Here is an 18474-nt window from a genome sequence, read left to right as displayed (position 1 = left end):
TGACGAATGTCGGGTTCATACGAAAGGAGCTATGATGAATAACAATATCAAACGTGTTTTAGTAACCGGTGCAACTGGCAGCGTTGGCAGGGAAGTCGTCAATATCTTAGTTCGAAACAATCTTATTCCTGTGGCTATGGTACGGGATGCCCTTCGGGGAAAGGAAATGTTAGGGAATACAGAGCTTTTTATTTGTGATCTTCAAAATATTCATTCGCTTAAAAATATCGGAGCAAATATAGATGCAATAATCTTCACACATGGTTCATCCAGTAATGCAGGGGCGATGGAGTTGGATTATGCAGGGGTCGCAAACGTTTTGCATGCCTTGGAATGTCATCGGCCTCGAATCGTGCTTATGACATCAATTTATGTGACCCAACGTTCTGGAACTTTGATGGAATTAAAAGATTGGAAACGACGTTCTGAGCGTCTTCTCCGTGCGAGCGGTCTGGAATATACAATTGTTCGTCCGGGTTATTTTGATCTCATCAAACCAGGGGATGATTGTCTCATTTTGGGCCAGGGGGACAAATTAGATGGCGGGGTTGGACGTAGACAAATTGCAGATGTACTGGTACAAAGCTTGTTAAATAACACTGCCTTGAGTAAAACATTCGAGCTAGTGGCTGGTCAAGGCAACGCTCCCGATGAATGGGGCGCACTATTTAAGAAACTGGTTGCTGATAACGGGATTGATGGTGCGATGGACTCCCTGAACATGCCACTTGCAGACGAGCCTGAAAATGCAAAGCAAGATCTCGCCAGAATTACGAGAAATATGCATTAGCATTAAATAATGGGTGGCTATGTAAAAATACAGTAGCTGAAATTGGAATAATAAAATTTCACTGGTGCAACATTTTCGCACTTGCAACGTTGAAACCACCCAGTAAATAGATATGCATTCAGAGGCACATCTATTCATTGGTAAAATATAACTACTTAATGAAAAGTGCAAGCTTCTACAGTGTACTTGCCCGCTTTGTTCTAAAAATAATGCCACATCTGTTTTATTATTACCCTTCCAAACAGGATCAAATCATTCTTAACTATTACGTTTGCGTGCTTTGAGCCTATGACGTAAGCTCAAATTAAAATAAAGCAAAGCTCACTCGAGAGATATGATTATGTAAAGATTTATACTTTAAGCTTCAGCTAATACTTACAGAAAGAAATCAGGGGTAAAAAAACAAACTCATGCAGTGCGCCTGTCATTGATTTTTCTTTTTAACAGATGCATATCAGTCGAAAGGTTCCACTACCACTGTCGCTGATAATATTTTCAATCCCCAAAACCTCTCCATCATTAAATAACAATAGTTACTAAACCAATTTGATTGATGGATGGTTAATTATATGTTAAATATAATTTCTTACTTTCATGCTGTTGTGCATGAAAAAAAAGCCTGCAGATTATCTAGTCTGATAGAAACTAAACTTTTATTTTCCTGTATAATCAGATGTTTCCCAATGAAATCATTCACAGTTACATAAAAATATATTGATAAAAGGTAAGTATATCCCTTTTTTGTATCGGCTTATCAATAGCATCTGTGAGTCTTTCCTAAGCCAACCGCAATCCGCACTTCTGCCGGTACTGGGCGATATCCCTTAATTTACCCCGAAAAATACAATCAACTTTTCATCTTCTCTCAAAAACAACTGCAATGGTATCTGCAAAACGCATCAACTTCGTTCTAGGCGAGCACTTAAAGGTTACTGCTCTTCAGAGATGCTTATAACCATAAATTCAGATAATTTCCATCATGATGCGCTTAATGATCTCGAAAGATAATAGCTGATTAATTTCTGCGGGCAGTTCATAAGACTGGCAAGCAACCGTAAATACAATGCATCACATCCTGATGGATAGAAAATCTAGCCGCATCATCGAGAAGCCGTGCACATTTCACGACCAAGAATTCCTTTCCCCCCATAAATTACAACCCTAAACAAAAATTTAGATCACGAAACATTTCCTTGACATAGCAATCGTAGTGGATCAAAACTAGCCTGTACAGTTTAGTCATAGGTTAAATCATTTCTTCAATGAGATTTTGAAATGAGTCTAGCTTTCCTTGCTACTGACGGCCCAGATAACAGACTGATTTATAGACGCATTTAACTAAAGGAACTTCAGATGATTACATTCTCACGGGCAATACGCCTGACACTTTTGGCTGCGGTAGCTTTGCTCGCTGGTTGCGCGAGTGATGATCCCGTCCGTTATTCTGGCCTCGACTCATCCTCACAATTGACCCCCAACACTGGAGCCGAGTCTGATCGTATCCCCTTCCGTTATGGACCTCAGATCGACTGGAAAAAATATAACAGCCTCATTATTGACCCGGTAATTATTTATCAGGGTCCAGACAATCAGTTTGGTGATATGGAGCAATCAGATCGTCAGAAACTGGCCAGTTACATGCAGGAGAAATTTGCAGAGAAGTTACGCCCGCGTTTTCGTGAAGGAGGATCTCCTTCACCATCAACTTTACGCCTGAAGCTGACACTAACAGGGGCAGATACAACGACTCAGTTCGTGGGAACTTTTACTAAATTTGATCTTGCCGGGGGGCCGTACAATATCGTTCAGTCCATCCGAGGAGGACAGGGCATGCTGAGTGGTTATGTAAACTATGCGGTCGAAATTTATGACACCTCAACAAACAAGCTGTTGCATGCCTATGTAGCAAAACAGTACCCGAACGCCATGAATATCTCCGCCACTATCGGCTCCCTCAGTGCAGCAGAAGTAGGCATTGATAAGGGTGCAGATGAGCTGGCGGAAATACTTCAATAGCAGCCATACGCTCAAAGGTATCTTCGGGGGAGACAAAAACATGACATCAGGATTTGCTAACAAACAGAGGCTGGCCTTAGGGCTCACGCTTATTGTGTCTCCTCCGGCAGTTTCAGATGACCTAGCACTTGGGTTAATGGCTGGCGTGGCAGAAAGCCCTTACAAGGAAACGCCCCCTCGGGTGTTTCCGTTTCCCTTTGTAGATTATGAAGGTGACTTTCTATTCTTCCATGGCGGGCAGGGAGGTATTCACCTCTTGAAAGACAGAGTAAATCAGTTTGATGTCTTCGCCGCCTACGATCCCCGACAATTCCGACCGCAGGATAGTAATGATTCGAAGATACAACGATTAGACAAACGACGGTCAACAGTTACAACCGGACTTGAATATTCTTTGCGAACTTATTTCGGCCATTTTACCGCTTCTGTAGCCCATGATGCGCTGAATAATAGCGACGGAGTGTTTGCAAACACTTCCTATATGTATCCTTTCGCCTTAACGGACTGGGAGTTGACACCTGAAATAGGCGTTCGCTGGGACAATAAGGACCAAAATAATTACTACGCTGGCATAAGCATAGATGAATCACGCCGCAGTGGGTTACCGTCTTATACGCCTGACGATAGCTTCACGCCTTATATTGTACTTTCAGCTAACTATCATATGAGCAACGACTGGAAAGCATTTTTCTCAGCCCGTTATGACATAACTGCTGATGAAGTGAAGAAAAGTCCAATGATAGATAAAAACGGTGTGGGCATAGTATCCACCGGCATTAGCTATACCTTCTGATGATGGACGATAAGCGTATTAAAACACAGGAAAGGTCAACGTTTAAAGGTAGTCAACACCAGGGATAACGTAACGAAAGTTACAATGAAAAAAGGCGGCGGACTGAACACATCAGCGCCGCCATATAATTTAACGCTGCTGATGAAATCCATGAAAATATACCATCATCTTATCGTGTGCCCGATTTGCAACACACTGTACCGTTATCGCTCAGACCAACTGGGCCGCACAGCGTGTTGTGAACGCTGCCATTCAGTACTCTGGCAGAACGGTGGCGCGGGGATATATCTGGTGTTGCCTCTTACCGTGGCAGCACTCATCACTTTTTCACTTGCGTCCATCTATCCGGTCATCATGGTTAATTTCCATGGCGTCAGAAATGAAATCACCCTATGGCAGGCGGTGTGGGCGCTAGCAAAGGGGGAGAGCTTTCCACTTATGGCAATGTTGACAACCTTTCTGCTTATTATCGCCCCTCTTTTGCAAATCTTACTTATGCTCTGGCTACTCGTGTTTGCTCATTTCAAACAGCGGGCACCGGGTTTTATTGCCATGATGAAAACGCTGGTATGGCTACGCCCCTGGAGTATGGTGGAAGTAGGTGTGCTGGGCTTTCTGGTTGCTGCGATTAAGCTATCTTCACTGCTGGAAGTGGCTCCCGGCATCGGTGGTTGGGCACTGGCAGTTTCCGTAGTGCTCATCATTATAGTGACCAGTCATGACCTGCAGTCCTTGTGGACTCTTTGCCCGATTGTTCCTTTTGCAGAGAGCGAACATGTGTAGGCTTCTGTCTGCTCGTAAGGCTGGCGTTACTGGCTGCCATTTTTGTCACCTGGTATTTCAGCCAGCAACTGACTCTATGCAAAGTTGCCCCCGCTGCCACACTCGGCAACGTCTCCCTGACAGAAAAAGTCTCGGACGCTCCTGGGCCCTGCTGATTGCCGCTGTGATTGTTTACGTCCCGGCCAACGTTTTGCCGGTAATGTTTACCAGTCTGTTTGGCCGCGGAAAAGAAAGCACGATTATGGAGGGAGTCGTGGATTTCTGGCATGCGGGTTCATACGGCATTGCCGTAATTATTTTTATTGCAAGTGTGGTAATTCCTTGTATGAAATTTCTATCCATGGCTGTACTCCTGATAAGTTCAGCGATCCGCAGTCAGTGGGCGCAAAGTGAAAGAACACGGCTTTATCACATTACGGAATGGATTGGCTGCTGGTCAATGCTGGACGTCATTGTCGTGGCTGTAGTCAGCGGGCTGATTCAGTTCCATTCACTGGGAGAAGCAGAGCCTCGCGCCGGGATTCTTTTTTTTGGACTGGTCGTATTTCTGACGATGTTATCCGCCTTGAGTTTTGACCCTAGACTAATCTGGGCAGGTGATAAATGAAGCAAACGCTACGTGGTGAACCTGTGTTTGCCCGAAAAAACTGGCGTAATGTTCTTATATGGATTGTGCCGGTAATTGCCCTGCTGTCGGGCCTTTCTATGTTGCTGCAGACTAAACTGGCTGAAGGACCGGAGATCTCTATATCTTTTCGTAGTGCCGCAGGGCTTGAGGCAGGTAAAACTACAGTTAAATATAAAGACGTCACCGTGGGTACAGTTAAAGAAATTATTCTCAGCACAGATAATTCGGCGGTGCTTGTGAGAGTCCAATTAGCAAAGAGTGCAGAAAGTCTTATCCGGGAAGATACACGCTTTTGGGTAGTCAGGCCTCGTGTTGGAATAAGCGGTGTTAGTGGCATCGATACTATTCTTTCAGGGCCATATATTGGCATGGACAGAGGTAAATCAGCCGAAAGTAGGCGTGAATTCGTTGGGCTTGAAATCCCTCCATCAATTATCAGTGATGTACAAGGCAGCCAGTTCATTATTGAAGCCGCAGACTTGGGATCGCTTGATATCGGCTCACCTGTTTATTACAGGCGGATTCAGGTTGGCAGGGTCGCCTCTTACCATCTGAGGGAGGATGGTGTCGGTGTCATTCTTAAAGTCTTCATAGACGCGCCCTATGACCGGTTGGTAACGTCCGAGACACGCTTCTGGAATGTCAGTGGTATTGACCTCTCTGTGGGAACTGAAGGATTCCGCCTGAAAACGCAGACGGTTGCCGCCATGCTGGCCGGAGGTGTTGCATTTGCATCAGCCACAACCAGCGATCCTCACCCTCATAATAAAAACGTCCGTTACTCACTTGCCCCCGATGAGGCTACCGCACTGGCTCATCCAGATGGTCCTGCCATTCCATTCAGATTGCGATTCGAGCGCTCTCTTCGCGGCCTTTCTGTCGGTGCTCCGGTACAATTCTCGAGTGTGGTAATTGGACGTGTGACATCGATTGATCTCGATTACAATCCGACAGGCTATCGTTTTCCCACTATAGTAGGGATTGACGTATATCCGTCCCGCATTGGCCAAGTTTTGAAAAAATTACCCCAACCGGCAGAATCGGAAGACATTGAACATATCGCTGCGCTTTTCGTGCGTGATCTTGTCTCTCATGGTTTACGAGCGCAGGCGGTTCCTAGCAGTTTATTGACAGGTCAGCTTTTTATTACTTTCGATTTTGTACCCGACGCCCCTAAGGTCCCTTTTGACCTGACTGCTCGTCCTCTGCTGGTGCCTACCGTCAGCGGTGGACTGGATAAAATTCAGGAGCAGGTAGCCGGGATCGTCACAAAAATCAACAAACTCCCCCTGGAGTCAATCGGCAACAATCTGGACACCACACTGGCAGAACTCAGTAAAACTCTTCGGATGGTTAACCGCCAGACACTGCCTGAGGCAAACCGACTGATGAGCCAGACACAAAAAACTACTGAAGGTGTTCAGGACCTGATAGCTGAAGACTCACCCCTCATTATCAATATCATGCAGACACTTCAGGAAACCAGCAGAACACTCAAATCATTACGCGGTCTTTCAGATCAGTTAGACCGTCATCCGGAATCCTTATTACAGGGTACACCCGTGGACCCCGTACCTGAGAGCACGGTGAACCCCGCTAATTCATACCAAGGTAAACGCTAATGAAATTGCTGTCGTATGTTTCGGTGCTGGTGCTGCTGTTCGCGATAAGTGGCTGTTCTTCCCCACAAATCAGGTACCACACTTTAGTGCTACCAGCTCCCTCAGCCAGCCAAGCAAAAAAAGTTTCTTTTGCCATAGAACTTCTGCCCGTAGGTGTGCCGGTTCAACTGGATATGAAACAAGTAGTGGTGCGCCAGGGTGAAAGCACTATTCAGGTGCTCAATAATGACCGGTGGCTGAGTACTCTGGGGGACGAAATGCATTCAGCCCTCTCAACTGAGATCGCACAGCGCTTAGGCACTCAGGATGTGTCAGGTTTATCGAAGGCTGATGAAAAACAAGTGGTGAGGATACTGATACAGATACGGCGTTTTGACCTCTGGCCTGGGGACCAAGTACGTCTTGAGGCAGACTGGAGCCTTTCAACAAGAAAAGGTGACAAAAGACAATTTATCCTTTGCCAGAGCCAGCTAACCCAGAATGCACCTGGAAACTATCTGCAAGTGGTACCTGTAGCCCAGCAGTTGGTTAATCGACTTGCAATCAATATTTCAGAAACGGCAAAAAAATGGATAGAGGCTGGATCGTCATATTGCGAAGTAAGTTACTGAAACTGTATATAAAATTCGTCCTAAATAGGCGACAGGAATAATGTTTTCTATCCAGTATCAGTCTATGAAAAAGAAACTTGTGACTGATACTGGATTGATTTTTACTTAAAGATGGCTTCCAATAGATAAGCAACCACTTATTAACATTACAGTCACGATAACAGAACTTAGCGCAAGCAGCTTCATATCTTCTCCCGATGTATTTGAAAGATCTCTTTATCAGAAAAGAGACACGCAACCTGACAAAAGAACGACTGACGACAACATTGCAATCATCGCTAATTTCTTCATGATTCACCCCTTAGTTAAACTGTACGGTTTAGTTTAACCTTACCTTAATGTAATTGTCAACCTGAAGAACTGCAGATGATGTAGCTAAGAAAACTGAGAATGTAGCAGAATGGCAATGATTAAAACTCAGCGAGATCTTACGGAATCGAAATGTAAATATGTCGATTCCTGTAAGGTAAAAATGCATGTTTATCTTAGCTATTACGGGGAAGGGCTCCATAAAGAAATAAATGTACACCTTTTTGGGCCATCTGATTGATCTGCGCAGTTGTATAGCGAGGAAGATCACGTCTTAGAATCATTGCATCGGCCTCTGCTTTTACCAACGCGGTAAATTGAGCAGCTCTCATTACAGGGTCGCCTTCTATCAATTCTCCTTTGCTCATCGCTTCTGCCATAACCATAGATAGTGTTCCCATACTTTCACTAATACCTGATTCAATGAAAAGTGAGCCAATATCAGAATGCCCGGCTTCACCAATGACAACCCGATAAATCTGTAAAGCCTGATCATCACCAGCAAGCACCTGAAGCATACGCTCTCCAAATCGATTGAGCTTTTGCTCCAGCGTTAAACTGGCATTTTTGGCATCAAGTAATTCGTTTGCTGCCTCGCTTAGAAAGCGTGTGCTGTAAGTACGAACAACTGTTTCAAATAGTTCTTCTTTAGAATTGAAGTAGTTATACAAAGTAGCCTTCGAGCCCCCGACTCGCTTTGCTACTTCGTTCATAGAGGCCCGCTCGTACCCCATCTCCTGAAAAATACTGGATGCTGCATCTATGATGGATTTTCTCCGCTCTTCGGTAAGCGTTCTCATCTTATCTTTACCTCGCATAAGTAAACCGATGTGTTTAGTTATTAGCAGAACCATAGCATAAAACCTCATCGTGATAAAATTTTTTATAGAACGGTGCTTAAAGACATCCTTGGATAATTTCAGTCAAAATAAGATTATACGACTTAAATAAGTTTTTTATTTGCACTCTGAATAAAAACAAAAAAATCATTATTACAAAAAATATTTTCCATATAGCAAGCCCCTATAAGTTATTTCATAAAAACATCCATACAAAACACTTAACAAAAACAAAACCTCACCTCTCAAAACCTCCTTAAAGAATCTCTGGGTTGAAGCAAAATACATAAAAATAAAACCAAGAAATTTAAAAAATACGAAAGGAAAATATAAATTTAAATAACCTAGATACTACAACCATTTTCTAAACCCACAAAAAAACCATACTCTTGACCACTTAATTTATAAATAACTTCTTCCTATTACATCACAAAACCAGGTTTAGGACTATTTGTCATGTAAAAATGGAGATGTTACCATGCCTCAAATACAAACAAACTCAAAATCAGAAATCATGCCAAAGTGGATAACAATATCGGAGGCCATTTATATTTCGAAACAGATTTATAACTCACCAATCACTGATAGTGATATATATCGCAATGCGCTTTGCGGAGATATTATTCTCTCAATTTATTTCCAATCTCCAGTTATAGTACGTAAGGTACAGAAAATAGAGGATAAGTTAAAACTCAAGGTTATAAATACTACTGTAGAAGACAAAAATGAATTTATCAGTGAAAGTTTCCATTTCAGCTCTGAATATTATTCAGTATGTACAGAGGGTAAGTATATTTGCCCAAATCAACAAATCATAGACACTTGGTTAGTTGGTCATGAGCACTCGATTGTTAAAATATTACTAGCCGAATCCTTGTGTAAGTAGACCGCTTTTAGTTCCACACACTTTTTGAGATTTCCGGTTCCTCGGTCATCAGCCGGTATTCTTCCGGCGTCAGGTTATTCAGGGATTCATGAGGCCGTTCGCTGTTGTATTCCGTCAGCCAGCGCTCTGTGATTTCCCTCGCTTCATTCAGTGTTCTGAACAGGTAAAAATCCAGTATTTCTGTCCGGTACGTTCGGTTAAAACGTTCGATAAAGGCATTCTGCGTGGGTTTTCCCGGTTTAATAAATTCCAGCACCACGCCATGCTCTTCAGCCCACTGCGCCAACGTCAGCGAGATTAGCTCCGGGCCATTGTCCATCCGCAGTTTCAGCGGATAACCACGGTTTGCCACGATCCTGTCCAGTACTCTGACCATCCGCTGCGCTGGGATATTCAGATCGATTTCTATTGCGAGAGCCTCGCGGTTAAAATCATCTACTACATTGAAGGTCCGAAAGCGTCTGCCGCAGACCAGCGCATCATGCATAAAATCTATCGACCGGCTCTGGTTAAGTGCTTCCGGCGTCGCCAACGGAGTAGGATTGCGCACCGGCAGACGTTGCTTTCCCTTACGACGAAAATTCAGTTTAAGCAGGCAGTAAATCCTGTGAACGCGTTTATGATTCCAGGCATTGCCTTGCCTGCGCAGCACCTGAAACAGCTTCTTGAAGCCGTAACGGGGGTAGCGTTCAGCCACCTCCGACAGAGCCTGGATCACCAGTTCATCACGACAGGTGTCCGGCTGATAAAAATACACCGTCCTGCTCAGCGATAACGTCCTGCATGCCTGGCGTATGCTCATCGTAAACTGCGCGGTCAGGTAACTGACGAGCTCACGCTTTATCGCTGGTTTTAAAGCTTTTTTTCGATGACATCTTTCAGAGCACGACACTCAAGACTCAGATCGGCAAACATCTGTTTGAGACGACGATTTTCGTCCTCCAGATCTTTCATCTTTTTGATATCAGAGGCTTCCATACCGCCAAACTTCGCTTTCCAGTTGTAATAGCTGGCTTCGGAAATGCCGGCTTCGCGGCAGACATCCTTGACGGTACGTCCAGCTTCGACAGACTTCAAAACGGCAATGATCTGGTGTTCAGTGAATCGGGCTTTACGCATGACGATCTCCTCACGGAACATGCTCAGTATGTCGGAAGATCTCTAAAAGTGAATGGTTCGGTTTAGCGGGATACTTACACAACGAGGAACAGGTCAATAGCTATATTTTTTCATCATAGGAATATCAGAATGTATGTCTGCTCTGTACTGTGAGTTCAATTAGTATGTTGCATCCATCGGTTGAACTCACAGAACAGACTGTCAGAGCCTTTGGACACAATCTCGCCTCGATCCGACTTTTTTATGCTCATTCTAATTTCCCTTCCTTTGCGCGAACTCAGTAGAACGACCAACACATGAAGCGAAGCGTTTAAACCTGCCTTAAGTAACCAAAAACTATTGGTGGTCACTCTGGTGGTCTTGACAGAAAGGAAATTCATGTTTAGCCTATTTATTAGCCAGTTACTGGCAAAGGCGATCCCAGTCAGAGGAGCCAAATTTAAAAAATCCCGCTGAAGGAAACTTAAGCGGGATTTTTGTTTTTAGTCGTTTATTCAATACGTACACGGGAAAAATGTTCCCCGTGTACGTTCCGTTTTCCCTCCGCATCGGAAGAATGTGGTGATCAGATTAAGGGTCACGTTGGTTCGATGACGAAGTGACCCCCACATGTCTCTTAACGACTCAAAAATCCCTTGATAAACGCCCTACTATCTCCGACTCACATGATTCTCCATGTCCCAGGCAAGTTATGACATCCATCGTGACGGTTAATATTTTGCGTATTACTTTTTCACCACCGACAATTAATTAATATTTTTAATTGATAAACCAAAATCCACGTCTATATTTAATCCAAACCTCAAAAAATCACGCTGTTAAATTTTATTTTCATAACATAAAAACCAATTTAATTAATCAATTAGATGCATAAATTGAGCGAAATTATCTTCGCCCGCTGAGCTATGCCCAAAAACAAAGCATTACTTAAATTAATTAATAGCAGGCAAATAAAGTCATAAAAATCTAGTAGGAATGTGAACTTAGTTAAAAACACAGCCTAAGTGAACCAGAATTGGAGTCCTTCAATGTCATCTATTCAAAATCATTCTTCGAAAAACCAATCCGTCTTAAACAGTGACCATTCCTCTGACTCTAACAAATTACCGCTTAGCTCCACACAGCAGGTTGTCTGGCTCGATCAGACACTTAACCCAGAATCACCGAATTACAACATTGGTACACGACTTCGTATCGATGAATATCTGGATGAAACGCTTTTTAACCAGGCTTTTGAAATACTTGTCGCTCGCCATGATGTATTGCATTTACAGCTCGTCCACACTCACGGTCTTCCTTTCCAGACACTGGTAAATGCATCCTCTTCATCGATAAACGTGTATGACTTTTCGCAATATGACGATGCGGAAGAGCGAGCACAGCAGCATATCCATGCAACATGGATGCGTCCCTTTGATCTCCGTGGAAAACTGTGGTCTTCCGATCTTTTGAGGGTTAGCGATACACATTGGTATTGGCAATTTTGCTGCCACCATCTGGTAGCCGATGGGTGGAGCTTGAAATTACTGCTTAATGAACTTGTTATTACCTACAACCGATTGAAAAACAAAGATGATAATGCGGGCGAAGTCGCTCCTTCCTACCTTGATTACATCGCTGAGGATTTAATTTATCTTGATTCGAAACATTATCAGTCTGATCTGAAATTCTGGTTGGATCGTTACAAAACGCTACCGCCAGCATTGATTCCAATCTCAAGCCAAGATGAGGAGTTGACGAACGAACTCCCTGCTCCTCATCTTTGGCAATTAGAAAGTGAATACTTTCATAAGATTGAAAATATTGCGGCGGAACATGGGCTCTCAGTTCTTCATTTTATGTACGCCATTCTCGCCTGTTATTTTTCGCGGACGACAGAAACAGAAGACATTGTTATTGGCATTCCGATTCATAATCGTAGAAATGCAAAACAAAAGAATACAATAGGGATGTTTTCATCCGTTATTCCTATCGGCGTGAGCATTAAAAAAGAAGATTCTTTCCTTGATATTATGCGTAACGTGGCAATGGAGCTACGCCATTGTTATAAACACCAGCGATTACCCATAACAGAAATTAACCAGAACACACGAATTAGACAAAAAACAGGTCGTGCTCAGCTTTTTGATATTACGTTATCGCTTGAGTGGTTTGATATTAACGTGCATATGGAAGGGACTCACACTACCCTCCAAACCCCGCACAGAGCAACACAGTTCCCTCTCGCCATCAGTATTTATCAGTATGACTTTGAAGATAAAAATAGCCCCGTAACAATAGAATTCAATTTCGACACACGCTACCTGAATCGTGAAGACGTGATGACCATACAATCACGTCTGGCCATGCTGGTGGATGCAGCGATGGCTTCTCTGGATATGACCGTTGAGAATGCGCCGATCTTGCCCCCCACAGAACGCCAGCAAATCGTCGTAGATTTCAATTCCACTGATGCCGAGTTCCCGCAACACACCTTGATACATCAGCGTTTCGAACAGCAAGTCGAACTCACGCCTAATGCAATCGCAGTGGTCTTTGAAACGCAATCGCTCAGTTATGCAGAACTCAACCGTCGTGCGAACCAGTTAGCGCATCGCCTGCTTACTTTGGGCATTAAGCCAGACGATCGGGTAGCGCTGTGCGTAGAACGCAGTCTGGAAATGATCGTTGGCATGATGGGGATACTGAAATCGGGTGCCGCTTATGTACCGCTCGATCCGACCTATCCGGCTGAGCGATTGGCCTACATGATCGATGATGCTAAACCGGTGGCATTGCTGACTCAGGCGAACCAGATAGTAATACAGACCGCGGATATTCCGGCGATCATGCTTGATACCGATAACTTTGATGCTTACGACACATCGAATCCTGATGCTCAGGCGCTGGGAGTGACGTCAACACATTTGGCCTATGTGATTTATACCTCCGGCTCCACGGGTAAGCCCAAAGGAGTAATGGTCACACACAGAAACGTACTCAACCTTGCCACCGGTCTGAAAACGCTACTCGCGTTCGAACACCCCAAGCGCATTGCCCTCAATGCCAGCATTGTGTTCGATGCCTCGGTGCAAAACTGGATTCAAATACTATCAGGCCACACGCTGATGATCGTCCCGGACGCAATCCGTACCGATGCACAACAGCTCTGGCACTATTTTTCCCGCCATGCTGCTGATCTATTTGACTGCACGCCAGTCCAACTGCAATGGCTACTGGACGCTGGCCTCGGCACCGACCCTGACTATCAACCTGAGCAGGTTCTCATCGGTGGAGATGCCATTTCACAGGGTATCTGGTCCCGTTTGCAGTTGCTTACCGGTACCCGATTTATCAACGTCTATGGGCCGACAGAATGTACCGTTGATGCCACCGCCTGCCTTATCGACGCCTCACAGCCCGCTCCCTCTATCGGTCGCCCTCTCACCAATACAAAAGTCTATATTCTGGATGCGCAGGGCCAACCCGTGCCTATCGGCGTGAGTGGAGAGATCTACATTGGCGGGGCTGGCGTAGGGCGCGGCTACCTCAATCTCCCCGAGCTATCCGCAGAGCGTTTTATTGCCAATCCTTTTGTCGATAAACAAGATGCCAAACTCTACAAAACCGGCGATCTCGGTCGCTGGCATTACGACGGTAGTATCGCCTATCTGGGACGTAATGACTTTCAAGTCAAACTGCGCGGTTTCCGTCTTGAACTTGGTGAAATTGAATCCATCCTTATGCAACATCCTGGGATTCAGGAAGCTGTCGTCATTGTTCGCGAAGATACACCCGGCGATAAACGTCTGGTAGCCTATTTTCAGGCTCAGCAGGATACTCAGCCAACCCCAGCCGATCTGCGTCTACAGCTTTCACAGCGTTTGGCGGAGTATATGATTCCCAGCGCATTTGTCGCGCTGGATACGTTCCCGCTTACCCCAAACGGTAAACTCAACCGCAAAGCGCTACCTAAGCCCGATCAATCCGCGATGGTCACGCGCCACTACGAAGCACCACAGGGAGAAATGGAAACAATGCTGGCCACTATCTGGCAGGCATTGTTAGGCGTAGACCGTATTAGCCGCTATGACCATTTCTTTGAACTTGGTGGCCACTCGCTCATGGTTGTTAGCCTGATTGAACAGTTGCGTAATCAAGGAAAAACGCTCGATGTTCGCAGCGCCTTCTCATCCCCTGTGCTGTATGAAATGGCTCATGCAATACAGATCCATCAAAACGACGCCGTGCCAGTCATTCCTCCTAATCTCATTCGTCAGGATTGCACCACTATTACACCGGATCAATTACCACTGGTTACCCTTTCGCAATTTGAAATAGACACTATCACCAGTTCGGTGCCGGGTGGGGTCGCCAATATACAAGATATCTATCCACTTGCTCCGCTACAGGAAGGCATTTTTTTCCACCGCCTGTATCAGCAAACGGGTGATGTGTACCAGTTAGACCTATTAGTTGCCTTCGATACTCGAGAACGTCTCGACATTTTTCTGAATACCCTACAAAAGGTTATCGATCGCCACGATATCCTTCGTACCGCTATCTGCTGGCAAGGTCTGAGCCAGCCAGTGCAGGTAGTCTGGCGTCATGCACCGCTGCCGGTGAACACCTTCGAACCAGAATCGTCAGAAGATATCGCCACTCAATTACAGGCCTATATTTCTCCTCAAACGCGCGGTCTCGATCTAAATCAGGCACCTCTACTGGCTGCTGATATCGTCTACGATCCGTCACGCAACGAGTGGCTGATGGCACTAAGAACTCATCATCTCGTCAGCGACCACATGACGCTTGACCTGATTATCGCGGAAGTCCGCCTTATGCTGTGGGGGAAAGCGGATGAACTCCCGATACCTCAGCCTTATCGTAACTTTATCGCTCATGTTCTCAGCATTCCCAACACCGTTCACGAACAATACTTCCGTTCTCGCCTGGCCGATGTCGATACACCTACGCTCCCCTTTGGTCTGACTCAGGTTCAGGATTATGACGGAGAGATGGCTGAAGCCACGCTCTCATTAGATCAGGACTTAGCCGGTGCTATCTATCACCATGCACGTCAATGTAGCGTCAGCCCAGGTGTCTTGTTCCATGTTGCCTGGGCACAGGTTTTGGCACAAATCAGCGGCAGCAACGATGTTATCTTCGGTTCGGTATTACTAGGCCGCCTGCAAGGTTTCAGCGGTGCTGACCATGTCATGGGGTTGTTCGTCAATACGTTACCGTTACGCATTACCCTTAACGATCGCAGCGTACTAGGCATCGTGCATAGCACTAACAATGCGCTTTTATCCTTACTGGAGCATGAGCAGGCCCCTCTGGCGCTCGCGCAACGATGCAGCAGCGTTGTGCCCCCGATACCGCTTTTCAGCACGCTTCTCAACTATCGTCGAACTCAGGCAAATACGGCGGCGACAACGTGGGCAGGGATGACGCTGTTGGCTGAAAGCAGACGCACCACCTATCCCTTTAATCTTTCTGTGGACGATCAAGGTGACGGTATTGAGATACTTTCTCAGACCATCGCAAGCGTCGATCCGGCGCGTATCGCCCGCTATCTGGAGACGGCGCTGCGCGGTCTGGTTGACGCGCTGGAATCCGATCCACAACGCCCTATTCTCAGCGTATCGATCTTACCTAAAGAAGAACGTCAGAGATTGCTGCTCGACTTCAACGCCACTGATGCCGACCTCCCATCGGCGCTGGTTCACCATCTGTTTGAGCAACAGGCTGAACTGACGCCCGATGCCACCGCCATCGTGTTCGAAGCACAGCACATCACGTATGACCAGCTTAACCGCCGCGCCAACCAACTCGCACACCATCTGCTCACCCTCGGTGTTAAACCCGATGACCACGTCGCCATTTGCGTCGAACGCAGCCCCGAGATGGTGCTCGGACTGCTCGCTATCCTCAAGGCCGGTGCCGCCTATGTTCCGCTTGACCCGTCTTATCCGACTGAACGTCTCGCCTACATGCTCGACGATGCCGACCCGGTCGTGCTCCTGACCCAGTCGGCTCTGGTGGCGCTGCTCCACAGCCCGCTGCCGACCGTCCTGCTGGATACGTCTGCTACCGAAAACGAACCAGACACCAATCCGGTGGTACAGGGGCTGAATGCCACCCATCTCGCCTATGTCATTTACACCTCCGGCTCCACCGGTAAACCCAAAGGTGTCATGGTCGAACACCGCGGATTCAGTAATTACCTGCTCTGGGCGCGCGAGTTTTACGCCACATCCGGCTCACTCGACAGCATCGTCTCCTCTCCTGTCGCCTTTGATGCCACCGTCACCAGCCTCTATCTGCCCCTCCTGTCCGGCGGCAAAATGCGGCTCATTCACGACGGGCAGGAGCTGACCGAATTACTCCCCGCGCTGCTCGACGCTCAGCCCGGTACGCTGGTCAAAATCACACCCACTCACCTTGCTGCGCTCGGTCAGGAACGACAGTCCGTTCACCAGGCCTGCCCGGACCTGCTCTTTGTTGTTGGCGGCGAAGCACTCTCCTCTGCCACCGTCGCACTCTGGCAGACGCTGTCTTCCGGCTCCCGTATCATCAACGAATACGGCCCCACGGAAACCGTCGTCGGCTGTATTGCCTTTGATGCACGTACCCCTAATCCGCTCACCGACAGCGTTCCCATTGGCCGGCCGATTGCCAATACCCGTATCTATATTCTGGATGCACAGGGCCAGCCCGTTCCGCTCGGCGTCGCCGGAGAGCTCTATATCGGCGGAACCGGCGTCGCTCGCGGCTACCTCAACCGTCCCGACCTCACCGCCGAGCGCTTTATTGCCGACCCGTTCTCTGGCTCAACAGCAGCCCGGCTGTACAAGACCGGTGACCTCGGCCGCTGGCTGCCCGACGGTAATATCGAATACCTCGGTCGTAACGATTTCCAGATTAAGGTGCGTGGTTTCCGCATTGAACCGGGTGAAATCGAAGCCCGCCTGTTGCAGTGCCACGGCGTACAGGAGGCGCTGGTCATTGCCCGTGAAGATAGCCCCGGCGATACCCGGCTAGTGGCCTATCTCATCGCACAACCTGGCACAGAACTCATCCCTTCAGTATTGCGCAAAGCACTTGCTCTCCATCTGGCTGAGTACATGGTGCCCGGTGCCTTTGTCACCCTTGACGCCTTTCCACTTACGCCGAACGGCAAGCTCGACCGCAAAGCCCTACCGGTGCCAGAACACTCCGCGATTGTCAGCCGTGGCTACGAAGCCCCTGTGGGTGAATTGGAAATGGCTTTGACTGAGATATGGCAGAATTTACTGGGGCTGGAACGTATCGGACGTCACGATCACTTTTTTGAACTTGGCGGTCACTCAATACTCGCCGTGCAATGTGTCACGCGTGTACGTCAGATGTTAGGACTGGATCTTCAGGTACAGAAAATTTTCTCCTGTCCCGTTCTCAGCGATCTTGCACAGGAACTTACCAATACGTCCACGATTACGGTCACAGCCATCCCACTTGCAGACCGCAGTCAACCGCTACCGCTTTCGTTTTCTCAACAACGGCTGTGGTTCCTTACACAGCTCGATCCAACGGCCAGCCGCGCCTATAATCTACCTGCCGCATTGCGCCTCATTGGCCGGTTCGACAGGCATGCTTTCATCACCGCACTTGATAGACTGGTCGGGCGTCACGAAAGCCTGCGTACCCGTTTTATCTCAGTTAACGGTCAACCCTGCCAGCATATTGATCCAGAGACCATCGGCTTTAGCCTGTCCTGTCTCGATATACGTGAACTGGATGAGGCGACCCGCGCACAGCGCGTATCTGAACTTGCCACTCAGGAATCTCGCAAGTCCTTCAATTTGACAGAAGGGCCGCTAATCCGCGGTCAGTTGCTACAACTGGGTGATGAGATACATGTACTGCTGCTGACCATGCACCACATTATCTCCGACGGCTGGTCTATCGGCATTCTGGCACGTGAGCTGGCGGCGCTGTATCAGGCTGCGCTGGATGGCAGTGACCCGCACTTACCGCCGCTGCCAATTCAGTACGCCGACTACGCCGTCTGGCAGCGTCAGTGGCTGCAAGGCGATACGCTCAATGACCTGCGT

11 protein-coding genes (1 of these 11 cut by a window edge) are annotated in these 18474 nt (G+C 47.0%); 9 read left to right on the top strand and 2 right to left on the bottom strand.

Features of this window, described 5'->3' with window-relative positions; genetic code table 11:
- The first annotated feature begins 34 nt into the window (after positions 1-34).
- From KKH3_RS06705 to KKH3_RS06675, 7 genes are all read left to right on the top strand, one after another.
- Positions 35-790, top strand: a complete 756-nt coding sequence (locus KKH3_RS06705; RefSeq protein WP_039357254.1) for an SDR family oxidoreductase — start codon at positions 35-37, stop codon at positions 788-790.
- Between the two features lie 1353 nt (positions 791-2143).
- Positions 2144-2806 carry a DUF3313 domain-containing protein gene (locus KKH3_RS06700; protein WP_039357251.1) on the top strand — a complete coding sequence of 221 codons (663 nt, stop codon included), beginning with the start codon at positions 2144-2146 and terminating at the stop codon, positions 2804-2806.
- Positions 2781-3599, top strand: a complete 819-nt coding sequence (locus KKH3_RS06695; protein ID WP_052201307.1) for a MipA/OmpV family protein — start codon at positions 2781-2783, stop codon at positions 3597-3599. Before KKH3_RS06700 ends, KKH3_RS06695 begins: the two co-directional genes overlap by 26 nt.
- Positions 3600-3683: 84 nt before the next feature.
- Positions 3684-4382, top strand: a complete 699-nt coding sequence (locus KKH3_RS06690) for a paraquat-inducible protein A (protein WP_327083060.1) — start codon at positions 3684-3686, stop codon at positions 4380-4382.
- A complete protein-coding gene (locus tag KKH3_RS06685; protein WP_039357248.1) occupies positions 4375-4989 on the top strand; it encodes a paraquat-inducible protein A in 615 nt (204 codons plus the stop codon). The genes KKH3_RS06690 and KKH3_RS06685 overlap by 8 nt, the downstream gene beginning before the upstream one ends.
- The gene (locus KKH3_RS06680) at positions 4986-6632 is read left to right on the top strand and encodes a PqiB family protein (RefSeq protein WP_039357245.1); all 1647 of its coding nucleotides are present in this window, start codon (positions 4986-4988) and stop codon (positions 6630-6632) included. Before KKH3_RS06685 ends, KKH3_RS06680 begins: the two co-directional genes overlap by 4 nt.
- On the top strand, positions 6632-7243 hold the full coding sequence (locus KKH3_RS06675; protein WP_039357242.1) for a PqiC family protein: 612 nt from the start codon (positions 6632-6634) through the stop codon (positions 7241-7243). The genes KKH3_RS06680 and KKH3_RS06675 overlap by 1 nt, the downstream gene beginning before the upstream one ends.
- Before the next feature lie 485 nt (positions 7244-7728).
- Here the strand turns inward: KKH3_RS06675 and KKH3_RS06670 are convergent, their stop codons facing one another.
- Positions 7729-8352, bottom strand: a complete 624-nt coding sequence (locus KKH3_RS06670; RefSeq protein ID WP_039362219.1) for a TetR/AcrR family transcriptional regulator — start codon at positions 8350-8352, stop codon at positions 7729-7731.
- 517 nt (positions 8353-8869) lie between these two features.
- On the opposite strand from KKH3_RS06670, the gene KKH3_RS06665 reads away from it, so the two are divergent.
- Positions 8870-9277, top strand: coding sequence for a hypothetical protein (locus KKH3_RS06665; RefSeq protein ID WP_052201306.1), 408 nt, complete (start codon positions 8870-8872; stop codon positions 9275-9277).
- Positions 9278-9284: 7 nt separating this feature from the next.
- On the opposite strand, the gene KKH3_RS06660 is transcribed toward KKH3_RS06665, so the two are convergent.
- Positions 9285-10396, bottom strand: a protein-coding gene (locus tag KKH3_RS06660; protein WP_181939650.1) for an IS3 family transposase whose coding sequence is annotated in 2 segments (ribosomal slippage) — positions 9285-10135 and positions 10135-10396 — 1113 coding nt in all. Because the reading frame shifts where the segments join, the coding sequence is not laid out codon by codon here.
- A gap of 1028 nt (positions 10397-11424) precedes the next feature.
- Here KKH3_RS06660 and KKH3_RS06650 point away from each other — a divergent pair.
- A protein-coding gene (locus tag KKH3_RS06650) for a non-ribosomal peptide synthase/polyketide synthase (RefSeq protein ID WP_052201304.1) crosses the window boundary here: on the top strand, positions 11425-18474 show its 5' end (the start). Its footprint extends 18681 nt past the window's final position; the window shows 7050 of its 25731 coding nt (coding positions 1-7050); its start codon is at positions 11425-11427; its stop codon lies beyond the right edge, outside the window.

This window comes from Pectobacterium actinidiae (genome assembly GCF_000803315.1).
Lineage (GTDB): Bacteria > Pseudomonadota > Gammaproteobacteria > Enterobacterales > Enterobacteriaceae > Pectobacterium > Pectobacterium actinidiae.
Note: the sequence above shows the minus strand (reverse complement) of the source record. Positions and strands in the feature narration are given on the sequence as shown.

Bases quoted from the DNA above. Each gene is read 5' to 3' on its own strand.
- KKH3_RS06665 (WP_052201306.1), top strand. From the start codon at position 8,870: ATGCCTCAAATACAAACAAACTCAAAATCAGAAATCATGCCAAAGTGG.
- KKH3_RS06680 (WP_039357245.1), top strand. From the start codon at position 4,986: ATGAAGCAAACGCTACGTGGTGAACCTGTGTTTGCCCGAAAAAACTGG.
- KKH3_RS06705 (WP_039357254.1), top strand. From the start codon at position 35: ATGAATAACAATATCAAACGTGTTTTAGTAACCGGTGCAACTGGCAGC.
- KKH3_RS06675 (WP_039357242.1), top strand. From the start codon at position 6,632: ATGAAATTGCTGTCGTATGTTTCGGTGCTGGTGCTGCTGTTCGCGATA.
- KKH3_RS06695 (WP_052201307.1), top strand. From the start codon at position 2,781: ATGAGCTGGCGGAAATACTTCAATAGCAGCCATACGCTCAAAGGTATC.
- KKH3_RS06700 (WP_039357251.1), top strand. From the start codon at position 2,144: ATGATTACATTCTCACGGGCAATACGCCTGACACTTTTGGCTGCGGTA.
- KKH3_RS06690 (WP_327083060.1), top strand. From the start codon at position 3,684: ATGAAAAAAGGCGGCGGACTGAACACATCAGCGCCGCCATATAATTTA.
- KKH3_RS06685 (WP_039357248.1), top strand. From the start codon at position 4,375: ATGTGTAGGCTTCTGTCTGCTCGTAAGGCTGGCGTTACTGGCTGCCAT.
- KKH3_RS06670 (WP_039362219.1), bottom strand. From the start codon at position 8,352: ATGAGAACGCTTACCGAAGAGCGGAGAAAATCCATCATAGATGCAGCA.